We start from the raw sequence: 12,509 nt of genomic DNA on the forward strand, positions 1-12,509 counted from the left end.
TCTCACTTTTTGTGTAACTGACCCTGAGCAGGTAAATTCAGGGTCATGGCTTATATGGAACAACTATGGCACTAATCGTTCAAAAATATGGCGGTACCTCAATGGGTACTCCCGAGCGCATTTTAAATGTTGCTCGTCGTGTGAAGCGCTGGCATGATCATGGCCACAAAGTAGTGGTTGTCGTTTCTGCCATGAGTGGCGAAACCAATCGCCTACTCGCTCTCGCGAAAGCCATTACCGAAACCCCTGATCCGCGTGAATTAGACCAAATGGTGTCTACAGGCGAACAGGTGACGATTTCGATGTTAGCGATGGCGCTGAATTCTATTGGCGTTGCGGCAAAATCACTAACTGGTCGCCAAGTTGGTATTCAAACTGACAGCGCATTTACCAAAGCACGTATTGAAGCGATTAATACTGACGTGTTAACTGAAAACCTAGACGCAGGCCGTGTGATTGTGGTTGCTGGTTTCCAAGGTTTTGATGCTGAAGGTAACACCACTACTTTAGGTCGTGGTGGTTCTGATACTTCTGGCGTTGCGCTTGCTGCTGCATTGAAAGCCGATGAATGCCAAATTTATACTGACGTAGATGGCGTTTACACCACAGACCCACGCGTTGCACCAAAAGCCAAAAAAGTAGATCGTATTTCTTTTGAAGAAATGCTAGAAATGGCTTCTTTAGGTTCTAAAGTATTGCAAATTCGTGCGGTTGAATTTGCAGGTAAATACCAAGTACCTTTACGTGTATTATCAAGTTTTGATAATGACAATGATGGCGCATTCGACGAAGATTTTAAACAAAATGTCGGCACACTCATTACTACTGAATTGGAAGACAACATGGAACAACCTATCATCTCAGGTATCGCGTTTAACCGTGACGAAGCAAAATTAACTATTTTAGGTGTGCCTGATGAGCCAGGTATTGCATCTAAAATCTTGTCACCTATTGGCGCTGCCAATGTTGAAGTTGACATGATCATCCAAAACGTAGAAGAAGATGGTACTACCGACTTTACTTTTACTGTAAACCGTGGCGAACTTGCCAAAGCAAAATCAATTCTTGAAGCAACTGCCAAAGAAATTGGTGCACGTGAAGTCGCTACACGTGGTGACATCGTGAAAGTATCTATCGTTGGTGTAGGTATGCGTTCACATGCAGGTGTTGCAAGCAAAATGTTTACTGCCCTTGCAGATGAAGGCATTAACATTCTCATGATTTCTACTTCTGAAATTAAAATTTCAGTCATTATTGAAGAAAACTATTTAGAGCTTGCAGTACGTACTTTACACACTGTATTTGGTCTAGATCGTGAAAGCGGTGAGTCTAGCGCACGCGCTTAATACGCCCCTGTCAGAAAATGTAATTGTCTGACAAATTTTGCGAAAAAGTACAAAAAAATAGAGCCACTATAGTTTTTTTTATAGTGGCTCTGTTATATTGAGCAATATGCTTTCATAAATTTTGGCAGCGCTGTATCTTATAAAATAAATAATGATACGTTCCGTTAAAATTTACTGGTTTTTATTTGGTTGTGACTTTTAAATTGCTTTAAAAATCAATGCAGGTTTAGCATTTTGCAAGGAGATAAACATGCTGATTCTGACCCGACGTGTCGGAGAAACATTAATGATTGGGGACCAAGTCAGCGTGACTGTGCTTGGTGTCAAAGGTAACCAAGTTCGTATTGGTGTAAATGCCCCGAAAGAAGTATCGGTTCATCGTGAAGAAATCTATCAACGTATTCAACACGAGCGTGCCATGCATGAGCATTTGCAACATTTAGATCAAGATTATCAACCTTCATTTGAAGAAGATAACTACTCGCAAAATGACTTTAATCGTTAAACGATTAAGGTAATTGAATATAAAGCGGCTCATTTGCCGCTTTAAATTTTTCTGCTGAATGCTTTTTAAAAACTCGCATCATTTCAGAGTTGCTCGCTGATTCGAAGCATGTAAAGACTATTTTACAGGCAACTCAGCACAAGTTTTGCATGAAAATTACTGTGAGTTTTCCATTAATTCTAAAGCTTTACGCACAGGTGCAAAACTACGTCGATGTGCCGCAATCACGCCATGCTGTGCAATGGCTTCAAAATGTGCTTTGGTTGGATAACCTTTATGTTTGGCAAAACCAAATTGTGGAAATGCTTGATCAAGCAATACCATTTCACGGTCACGCGCCACTTTAGCTAAAATACTGGCTGCCGAAATCTCTGCATGTAATGCATCTCCCCCAACAACGGCATCACAAGACATCGCTAAACCCTGCGGAATTTTATTGCCATCGACTAAGACATGCTCAGGTTGAATAGATAAGGCTTCCACCGCACGACGCATCGCCAATAACGACGCTTGCAAAATATTCAGTTCATCAATTTCGGCTGCAGATGCTTCTGCAATTGCCCAAGCCAAAGCCTTTTCCTGAATTTCAACAAATAACTTTTCACGCTTTTTTTCTGTCAGTTTTTTAGAATCATTTAAACCTTCAATCGGGTTATTCGGATCTAAAATAACTGCCGCAGCGACAACAGAACCCACTAAAGGCCCACGCCCTGCTTCATCTACACCTGCAATTTTCATCATCTTTTTCCAGAAAAAATAGGCTGAAATCTTCAGCCTATCTTACGATGCGAGTCACAACGCACCATTTTTAATTTTACAGAATCGGTAAAACTTATCTTACTGCTTCTGCCACACATGCATTAATGGTTCGAGATACTGCATTGCTCACAATGGTTGCACGTGCAGCAGGGTCAATTGCTGCAGTGGCTAAATCTACTGCAGTCACATTTTGTGGTGCTTTTTCACTAACACAACCACAAATTTCCGCTTGAACATTTTGCTTTTGCGTTGGTGTCATAACACGTGTCGCAGTGTGCCATGCAGGAATGTTGTTTAATTCAGTCACACACTTAGCATTAATTGCAATTTTAATCGCCGCCATACCCAATTGTTGAGTTGCTGTCGGTGCAGTTGTCGTTCCTATAGTAGTACCTGTAGTGGTGGTACATGCAGATAAAACCAAAGCGATAGGTGCCAATACAGCGAGTAGTTTTTTCATGGATATTTCCTGTATTTAATATTCAAGTCATTTGAGTGAAACAATGCCGCTATTGTGCCTAAACTTGTTTGACGAAGGAATAGCTTTTTGCAATTTCTACATTCATGTGCTTAGGCTTAAGGCTAGGGGCTGTTGACAATTTTTCTATGTTTGCGACAACGCATATTTTTTAGCTGATATAAGGCATGAGGTAGGAAATTTAGTCATTCTAAATGACTGACTCATAACGCAATAGCAGCAAAAAATATGCTTGTCCTGAAAGGCTGTGGCTAAAACTTTCTCAGATTGCGTTATGAAACTTGGCAATAGTCTCGCTATTCCCTGCGTTTCATGCCTGATCTGCTCAGTTTTAGCCTACAGCGCAAACTATTTATGAAATATCAACAGCCCCCTCAAGAACGCTATTTTTTTTGCAGCGTTGCAGATTTTCAACACTCCGTTGCAGGTGGATACTTTTTTCGCTACATGCTGTTGTTTAGCATGCAAGCACACTATTCGCCTGAAACACAACATGAACAGTTCTCATTCATATTACACCCGTACCGCACAAGTTTTACATTGGCTCATGGCGATTATTTTTATTGGTGATTCGCTTATTTTGGCGTTACACCCACCCTGCGCCACAACTGCCTGACAGCATGTCACCGTTGATGAAAACACTAGCGCATTTAGGACATCTAGGTCTGTATTTTATGCTGATTGCGATTCCAATCACGGACTGTTTGTTTAGCTGGAGCGTGGGTAAACCTGTGCCTGTGTTGTATTTATTTGAAATTCCAGCCTTGGTGGATAAGAACCCCGAACTATTAGCAATTGTTAAACCTGTGCATACTTATTTGTCATGGTTTGCAGGGGCAATGGTGGTTGGGCATATGCTTGCAGCACTTAAACATCACTTTATAGATAAAGACGATGTATTGCGTAGTATGACGCAACAAGGTAAATAATTTTTAAAGCTTGAGTTTAAAGCGATTCAAATCGTTCTCCCACAAAAAAGCAGCTTAAATTAAGCTGCTTTTTTGTAGTCTAAGCTAATCTAAATTCAGTTTAACTCATCCCAATGCTTGAATTTGCTCAATCCATTTTTGCTTTTCTTCAGCCGAAATAAATGAAGCTTCAAAAGAATTAACCGCCAATTGTTTTAATTCAGCATTGCTTAAATCTAAAGCTTGGCTAATAGCAACAAAGTTATCATTCATATAACCACCAAAATAAGATGGATCATCTGAATTAACTGTCACTTTAACACCCTGCTGCAATAAACGGCGGATGTTGTGCTGTGCCATATCATCCACTACGCATAGCTTTAAATTACTCAATGGACAGACCGTGAGCGGCATTTTCTCTGCAATTAGACGTTGCATTAATACAGGATCTTCTTCAGAACGCACACCATGATCAATACGGTTTACTTTCAGTAAATCTAATGCTTCCCAAACATATTCGGCTGGCCCTTCTTCGCCTGCATGTGCCACGACTAAAAAGCCTGCTTCACGTGCTTTGGCAAAGACACGTTCAAACTTTGAAGGTGGATGTCCAACTTCGCTTGAGTCCAAACCCACTGCGATAATTTGATCTTTATAAGGCAAAGCCTGTTCAAGTGTGGCAAATGCTGCATCTTCGCTTAAATGACGCAAGAAACACATAATTAAATTTGAACTGATGCCTAATTTTGTTTGCGCATCATCACAAGCACGTTGTAAGCCATTAATCACGGTTGCAAATGCCACACCACGCTCGGTATGGGTTTGCGGATCAAAAAACATTTCGGTATGTACCACACGGTCTTCAACACATTTTTCAAAATATGCCCAAGCCAAATCGTAAAAATCTTGCTCATGCACCAACACTTGTGCGCCTGCATAATAAATATCTAAAAAAGACTGCAAGTTATGAAAGTTATATGCTTGTTTGACTTCTTCTACGGACTGATAAGGGATGTCTATTTGGTTGCGCTGCGCAATGGCAAACATCAATTCAGGTTCAAAAGTACCTTCAATATGCACATGCAATTCTGCTTTAGGTAATGCACAGATTAGCTCAAGTTGATTCATGTTCTGTCCTTTTTGCTATTTTATGGGAGAATATTAAAAAATTGATCAAAATAAAAAAGGGTGCAAACTGAGTTTACACCCCTTTTCAGTTTAAGAATATTAACCGCCAAACATGGCAAATTTTAATGCCCAAAGTGCAGCAATAATCCACACCATATAAGGTACAGACTTGGCTTTGCCAGTGAGTAGTTTAATCAGCGCATAGCTAATAAAGCCCATAGCGATGCCATCGGCAATAGAATAAGTAAATGGCATGAACACGACTGTTAAGAATGCAGGCACGGCTTCGGTGATGTCATCCCAATCAATATGCACAATGCCTTGAATCATCAACACACCCACAAATAACAAGGCAGGTGCAGTCGCAAAACCTGGTACCGATTGCGCAAGTGGGGCCAAGAACAAACAGGCAATAAACAACAAGCCAACAATCACTGCGGTTAAGCCTGTACGACCACCCGCTGCAACACCTGCAGATGATTCAATATACGGCGTTGTTGAAGATGTACCCAATGCCGCACCTGCAACAATTGCAGAAGAATCGGCAAAAAGTGCTTTTTTCAAACGGGGTAATTTACCATCTTGCAACAAGCCTGCACGGTGTGAAACACCCACTAAAGTACCTGTAGAGTCGAATAAATCGACTAAGAAAAATACGAAAATTACGCCAATTAAACTTGCTGTAAATAGACCTTCAAAGTCCATTTGCATAAAAGTAGGTGCAATAGATGGAATTTCACCAACCACACCTTTAAATTCGCTTAAACCTAAAGCTGTTGAAATAGCAGTCAGCACCAAAATACTGATGATAATTGCACCACGTACTTTAAAGTGATGCATTACTACAACCATTAAAAAGCCAAGTAGCGCTAACAGTACTGATGGTTGTTTTAAGTCACCCAAGCCCACCAAAGTCGCAGGATTATCAACAATAACACCTGCATTTTTTAGCGCGATTAAAGCTAGGAATAAACCAATACCACCGCCAATGGCTAATTTTAATGACATGGGAATGGCATTAACAATGGCTTCACGGATTTTAAACATGCTAATGGCAATGAAAATAATCCCTGATACAAAAACTGCAGCCAAAGCCGTTTGCCAAGGCACACCCATGCCTAAACAAACCGAGTAAGTGAAATAGGCGTTTAGCCCCATGCCTGGTGCGAGTGCGATTGGGTAATTGGCAACAATTCCCATCACCAAGCAGCCAATAGCTGCGGCTAAACAGGTGGCGACAAAGACAGCTCCATGATCCATTCCTGTTTCAGATAAAATCATCGGATTGACAATAATGATGTAACACATGGTTAAGAATGTGGTTACACCCGCCAAAATCTCGGTACGGAATGTGGTCTTGTTTTCGCTTAATTTGAATAAGCGCTCAAGCATTCCCGCTGAGGATGGATTAGGAGTCGTCATGACCTAGCCCCTGTAAATAAACTGAATTTGCAGCATGACGCAATTTTAAGTCAGCACTTAAAAGCCTGTGTCAGTTGCGGCAATGGATTTGCCCAATGAGCATGTAAAATTACATGAAAAAGATAAACTTAATTCACAATCAAGCATTTGATTTTATCAAAATCAAAAATTCGGAATGCTAAATAAAAAAGCCGCATAAATTTTATGCAGCTTTGTTCATCTTTTTTTTACTTCAGTCACTCTCAAAAGTAATGCCTTTGAGTTGTGATGAAGCAGTTTCAATTGGCAAATTATACCATAGGGATTTTTTAAAAATTCTAGTTTTTTGAATTAAAGATAAAATTTTACGATAAAGTGAAGCACACAAAAGTGTGATGAATAAAGCAATTACCACACATTATGTTAGAAATTTCTACGCTTATTCTGTGACTTGCAAAATCTGTGGTGTAGCCGCTTCTGTTTTTTCTAGCGATAAATTTGCAGATTCAGTCAAAACTCGGTTCAGTTCTGCCTGCTTTCGCGTTTCCTCTTCCAAGTAAACGAGATAACCTAATAAAACGACCAACACCACCAAAACTGGCACAAGAATGTGTTTCATGTCATTTACTTTTATTGAACAATTTTCATACATATTAGCAAAAATTATGCGCGGTGTAACTCTTAATACGCCCCAGTCAAAATTTGTGCTTCAGCGATCAAACTCAATCTATTACATTAAGCCATTGTATGAATGGTATTTTTAAAACGTTTCCAAGATACATAGAAAAATGTTGTTGCAATTGCGATTAACCATAGAAAGGAAGGCCAGACCACATCCAATCCTGCATTTCGGTATAAAATTGCTTGCGCCAATGTTACAAAATGCATTGTCGTTGCAATCAACATGATATTTTGAATAATTTCTGGCATGCTTTCTCGTGGTGTACTTGCCCCAGACAACATTTGCAAGGGAATCAGAATAAGTATCATCAGCAAACCGAATTGCGGCATCGATTTAGACACGGTTGCCATATATATACCCATTGAGGTTGTTGCAAATAAGGTCAGCAAGGCTCCAAAGAAAAATAACAGCAAACTTCCTTCTATGGGTACCTGTAATGCCCCCTGCACCACTACTTTTAAGCCTAAAAAAGCTGCTAAAAGCACCACAAGGCTCATCGATAAAACCTTTGCCAGCATAATTTCAAAAACCGTGACTAGCATAACCGTTAAATGCTTAATGGTGCCATGTTCTCGCTCACGAATCAGTGCACAAATGAAATGTGGAAAGAGGCTTCAAAGCTCTAGTGCAAAATAAAAACCAATTAGTGCAAAATAAGCCGAAAACTTACATGTGTACACCACTGTGTACATATTTTTAAACTATAAGCGAATTTATGTATCTTTAAGAAAAGCAATAAAAAAGCCCTAAATCGTTATAATTCAGAGCTTTATTACTTATATGAAGTTATGTAACAACATATAATTTTAATGTATTGGTAGGCATATCCAGACTCGAACTGGAGACCTCTACGATGTCAACGTAGCGCTCTAACCAACTGAGCTATACGCCTAAAGTGCTTCGCATCATATTCAGTTTTGATTTTTAAGACAAGTCCTTTCTGTGTTTTTTCAACACATCCGAGCAAGTTTTAAGCAAATCAAAAAACACCTGCTCTGAAACACGGTCATGTTCAGGCGCATAAGAATATTGTTGATAGCACACGCCTAAACGCTTAAATGCCTCTTGTTCATTTGCATCTACCTGCGCTGCTAAACGCTGCATCCACACACTCACTGTTTCTGCATCCTGTTTTTGCAACTGAGCGGGCAATCTTTTAGAAAATTTGTCTAAGGCACGATTTATGCGAGAACCTTGCTGACGTTTTTTCCAAAAAATCCAGCCAAAATACCCTGCTAAGATCATGAGAATACTTGAAACCAACACCGCTGCCAAAGCATAGTTTGAGTGCAGCCCTAAGCGTCCAAACCAGTGACGCTGTGACTCGGCATCATAACCCACGACCTTGCTTTGCCATTGATAACTTGCATAATCACTCCACACCCGTAAAGAACGAATAAAATTAGAATGTTGGTATTGCCACATTTGTGTGTCAGCACCCAAAACGGCCCGATCATCTGCCATTAGGTTTTGCATACCATCATCTATACGTTGAGGTGCAATGATGGCTGTCGGGTCTATGCGTACCCATTGTTGATTGAGCAACACTTCTGTCCAAGCATGTGCATCTTGCTGTCGTACTTCCCAGCTTTGTCCATCGGGTGCAAGTTCCCCACCCTGATAGCCCACGACTACACGCGCTGGAATCCCGACATAACGCATCAATAAGGCAAAACTTGAGGCATAATGTTCACAAAAACCTTGCTTACTCTGAAACAAGAATTCATCGACTCGGTTTTGTCCGAGCATTCCAGGTTTTAAGGTATAACTAAAGCCATTATTGCGATACCACTGCAATACATTCTGCACGTAGCGTTCAGGTTGTTGCTGACTTTGAGCAAACATCTGCAGGGCAAATTGCTGAGCTTTTGGGTCAGATTGCGTCTGTACCTGAACATTTAAACGCTGGCTAAAGCGTCGATAACGCTCGTTCTGTGCATCATCCCCTTGAATACGTGCAGATTCCCCAACCCACTGCAAAGCAATCGGTTGAATCCGACCATTTTGACGCTGTGGCACCATACTCCAATCACGGCGTAACACATAGCCGTGTTGATTCGGTACAGATTTTTCCAGCGCCATAATCCACTGTACACGTGGATCTGCTGCAATATATTGATACTGAAAATCGACTTGCTCTGGCTGTAATTGTGCTGCCTGAACGGGTTGTTGATTGCTAAAATTGCTTGTCCATGTGCGACCATCATATTGATCAAGTACCATCGCCCGCCAATATAGTTTTGAACGTGGCGGCAGTTGCTGCATATTCCCCACAATACGAAATGCCAAAGCAGAAGATTGTGATAATTCGGCAATATCGCCCGGTGACATCGTGTCACTAATACCTGTCACGCCTTTGGCATCAGGAATAGGTACATGCCACAATGGCGGTAAACGTGGAAAGAATAAAAACAATAATAAAAAGAATGGCAAAGCGTATGCGATAAACTTGGCGACATTTTTAAGGTCATGCTTTGCATCTTGCCTGCTCGAATGTCGCGACGCATAATCTGAAAATGCACTTTTTTGAATCCGATATAACCCAATTAAACAACTGATTAAACATAGAATGACCAACACGGTCATCCACATGCTCTGGCTGTATAAAAATGAACTGGCGCTCACAAAAAGCGCAAAATTAAATAAAATAATCAGGTCGCGCTGAGTATGACTTTCTAAAGCTTTGGCAAACAAAAAGGTGCTTAATAAGGCAACCCCTGCCTCTACACCAATCAGGCTTTTATAACTCAAATAAATGCTGGCTAAGGCACAACAGGTCAATCCATAAGTCCAAACTTTAGAAATATGCGCTGTCTTGTTTTTATAGTGAAGATACAACAGCAACAACATGAGTCCGAAAATAACACTCAATGCCACAGGGCTAAACAGCATGTGAGCAGCCAAAATTAAGATCAGGCTAAGCAGAATAGATTGCTGAATCGAATTGTGCATGATCATCAAGCCTGTGCCAAAAGAATTTTTGCCTGTTTCAACTGTCGCTCGCCTACGCCTTTTTCAAGGGTCGCATGCGGCAAAAACATCGCATAATTCAACTGTTGTTGTTCACATTGTTCAACTAAGCCCATCATCAAACTTAGTTTTTCTTCTTGGGTCGGTGCAGGCATGTGTTCATAGTGAATGTCGATACTCTGTTGATCCTGATATTGTTCAAAAACTTTCACATATAAGCCTTGCCCTCGTGCCGCTTGCTTCCACGACACAGCTTGCAAAGAATCGCCCAATTGAAAATCACGCAGCTCACGAAACTCGTCTAAATCAGGTTGAAAGCTGTGTTGATGCTGTTTATTCTCTGCGCTATACATGGCGGCTTTGGGCGCAACCCACGCGGTACGTGTCAAATTCAAATAAGTCCACGCACGTACCAAGCCAAAAGGATAAACCGAATAAATGTGTAAATGAGGGAAATTAAACTGCCCACGTTGCTCCGCAAAAAATGTCAATACATACTGCTGCTGGGTGTCTTGAATAAGAACCTTTTCTAATTGATGATTGGCTTTAATCCATAAATAGCGTGCCTGCGCGACCTCTTGTTTGAAATGCAATTGTAATTGCAATACTTCGCCCACTTGCCCAACTTCAGTAGTCACAATTTCTATCTCTAATTCATGCAACTGCTTAAAGGTCAAATAAAAGCTGATACATAAAATGGCACTGATCAAAAAGCAAAAGCCTAAAATCAGGTTATTGCCATAATTCACGCCTGCAATAAACGTGATCAAAATCAGCACTAAATACAGATAGCCCTGTTGGTAAATAAAAACCAAAATATCTTTTTGTTTTAAGGCCTTGTGTCGATCAAATTTAAAACGTGTCTTGATCCAGTTTTGCCATGCCTGCTTAAACATGCGTGTACTAACTCACTTTAACCTGTTGCATCACATACAAAGTTTCTGCCTCACTCAATCCAATACGATGTGCAGCAACTGCCACAAATACCGCTTGAATATCATCGGCAGTGACAAAACTACGTTGCTCAATTAGAGCATGTGCTTGTGCTGCTTTTTTCAATGCCAAAACACCACGGGTAGATAATCCGTGACGCGCTTTACGGGTTTCTGTGGCTAAGTCGAGTAAGTAATCTAGCGCGGTATCTGACACATAAATTTCCGTGACCAATTGCTGTAAATTTAAAATTTCTGTTTCAGTAAAAATATGGGCCAAACTGGCAATCAGCGCATGTCTGGAGTTTTGTTGCAGCAACATTTTTTCAGCAAAACGCGATGGATAACCCAAAGACAGACGCATTAAAAAACGATCAAGCTGTGATTCTGGCAGCGCATAAGTACCACTTTGAAACAGTGGATTTTGTGTGGCAATCACCCAAAAAGGTTGCGGCAAGCTATAACGCACACCATCCACCGTAACCGCGCCTTCTTCCATCGCTTCCAACAAGGCACTTTGGGTTTTAGGCGAACAACGGTTAATTTCATCTGCCAATAAAATTTGGGTAAAAATAGGGCCTTGCTTAAACTCAAATTGATGTTCTTTTTGATTAAACATATTCACGCCAATCACATCACTGGCCAGCATGTCATTGGTAAACTGAATACGCTGAAATTGCAGACCCGCCAAGTGCGATAAGGCACTCGATAAAGTCGTTTTACCTAATCCGGGTAAATCTTCAAAAAGCACATGCCCGCCCGCCAACAAACAACTTAACGCCAATTTGGTCTGCTGTTCTTTATCTAAAATAATGGTATTAATTTCAGTCAAAAAAGCCTGAATTTTTCCAGCATAAGATTCAATCTGTGCATTGAGCTGTTGCTGCGCTTGCGTCAGTTGTTGTTTTTGAACTTTTTCTGTACCCCAAATCACAGTAAATCCCCTTATCCCCAATAAAAAACGGCGCATGTTTAAACATACACCGTTTTGCTAAATTTCCAAAGAAATCCTCGAGATATTCTAAACTGCCTAAAAAAGTAAGTTTTAAACAGCTCGTATCTCTATACGTTTCCATCGTGATACGGGATTAACACGGACACTTTTTCAAACCACCTTTTGCCGATGGATAACGCGCATCGACACAGTAGCGATAAAAAGTCTTCGGATCCATGGCTTCTAAATCTGGATGATGCTTACGCATGTGTTCCAAATAGTTCTGATAATCAGGTACACCAACCATTAAACGAAAACTTTGTTGCAAACGCTGCCATAAAGTAGCGATACGCGACCAGTTTTTCGGATTCAGAATCAAATCCTTTTGCGACATGATGGTCATTTTAATGATGTTGTAAATCACTGTTTTACCCTGTTGGGCAAATTTAAGCTTAATCATGTGCTC

At 40.7% G+C, this 12,509-nt stretch carries 11 protein-coding genes, 1 tRNA gene and 2 pseudogenes; 3 read left to right on the forward strand and 11 right to left on the reverse strand.

Annotation, left to right across the window (positions count from 1 at the left end):
- The first annotated feature begins 65 nt into the window (after positions 1–65).
- A complete protein-coding gene (locus FTU39_RS00580; RefSeq protein ID WP_004971586.1) occupies positions 66–1,346 on the forward strand; it encodes an aspartate kinase in 1,281 nt (426 codons plus the stop codon).
- 250 nt (positions 1,347–1,596) lie between these two features.
- Entirely contained in the window at positions 1,597–1,851 is a 255-nt protein-coding gene (csrA, locus tag FTU39_RS00585) for a carbon storage regulator CsrA (RefSeq protein ID WP_004971589.1), read from the forward strand.
- A 156-nt stretch (positions 1,852–2,007) separates the two neighbouring features.
- Here csrA and rnhB read toward each other — a convergent pair whose 3' ends face one another.
- Complete coding sequence (rnhB, locus tag FTU39_RS00590) at positions 2,008–2,589, reverse strand: ribonuclease HII (RefSeq protein WP_004971591.1); 582 nt, start codon at positions 2,587–2,589, stop codon at positions 2,008–2,010.
- Positions 2,590–2,683: 94 nt separating this feature from the next.
- Complete coding sequence (locus FTU39_RS00595) at positions 2,684–3,070, reverse strand: hypothetical protein (RefSeq protein ID WP_180051592.1); 387 nt, start codon at positions 3,068–3,070, stop codon at positions 2,684–2,686.
- Positions 3,071–3,581: 511 nt separating this feature from the next.
- On the opposite strand from FTU39_RS00595, the pseudogene FTU39_RS00600 reads away from it, so the two are divergent.
- Positions 3,582–4,017, forward strand: a pseudogene (locus tag FTU39_RS00600) (cytochrome b).
- A 105-nt stretch (positions 4,018–4,122) separates the two neighbouring features.
- Here the strand turns inward: FTU39_RS00600 and FTU39_RS00605 are convergent.
- The 9 genes and pseudogenes from FTU39_RS00605 to FTU39_RS00645 form a co-directional block, all read right to left on the reverse strand.
- Positions 4,123–5,124 (reverse strand): adenosine deaminase, encoded by a 1,002-nt coding sequence (locus FTU39_RS00605; RefSeq protein ID WP_096901064.1) that lies wholly within the window; start codon positions 5,122–5,124, stop codon positions 4,123–4,125.
- Positions 5,125–5,223: 99 nt separating this feature from the next.
- A complete protein-coding gene (locus tag FTU39_RS00610; protein ID WP_096901065.1) occupies positions 5,224–6,546 on the reverse strand; it encodes an NCS2 family permease in 1,323 nt (440 codons plus the stop codon).
- Positions 6,547–6,964: 418 nt separating this feature from the next.
- On the reverse strand, positions 6,965–7,144 hold the full coding sequence (locus tag FTU39_RS00615; RefSeq protein ID WP_004971601.1) for a hypothetical protein: 180 nt from the start codon (positions 7,142–7,144) through the stop codon (positions 6,965–6,967).
- Between the two features lie 116 nt (positions 7,145–7,260).
- A pseudogene (locus FTU39_RS00620) lies at positions 7,261–7,797 on the reverse strand (ABC transporter permease); the annotation flags it as partial.
- A gap of 225 nt (positions 7,798–8,022) precedes the next feature.
- A tRNA-Val gene (locus FTU39_RS00625) sits at positions 8,023–8,099 on the reverse strand.
- Between the two features lie 32 nt (positions 8,100–8,131).
- Positions 8,132–10,159 carry a DUF3488 and transglutaminase-like domain-containing protein gene (locus FTU39_RS00630; protein ID WP_180051593.1) on the reverse strand — a complete coding sequence of 676 codons (2,028 nt, stop codon included), beginning with the start codon at positions 10,157–10,159 and terminating at the stop codon, positions 8,132–8,134.
- A gap of 5 nt (positions 10,160–10,164) precedes the next feature.
- Positions 10,165–11,073 (reverse strand): DUF58 domain-containing protein, encoded by a 909-nt coding sequence (locus tag FTU39_RS00635; protein WP_180051594.1) that lies wholly within the window; start codon positions 11,071–11,073, stop codon positions 10,165–10,167.
- Positions 11,074–11,080: 7 nt separating this feature from the next.
- On the reverse strand, positions 11,081–12,040 hold the full coding sequence (locus FTU39_RS00640; protein ID WP_096901148.1) for a MoxR family ATPase: 960 nt from the start codon (positions 12,038–12,040) through the stop codon (positions 11,081–11,083).
- A gap of 157 nt (positions 12,041–12,197) precedes the next feature.
- A complete protein-coding gene (locus FTU39_RS00645) occupies positions 12,198–12,503 on the reverse strand; it encodes a YbdD/YjiX family protein (RefSeq protein WP_171324790.1) in 306 nt (101 codons plus the stop codon).
- Positions 12,504–12,509 lie beyond the last annotated feature (6 nt).

The organism is Acinetobacter sp. YH12099 (genome assembly GCF_013419195.1).
Taxonomy (GTDB): Bacteria; Pseudomonadota; Gammaproteobacteria; order Pseudomonadales; family Moraxellaceae; genus Acinetobacter; species Acinetobacter towneri.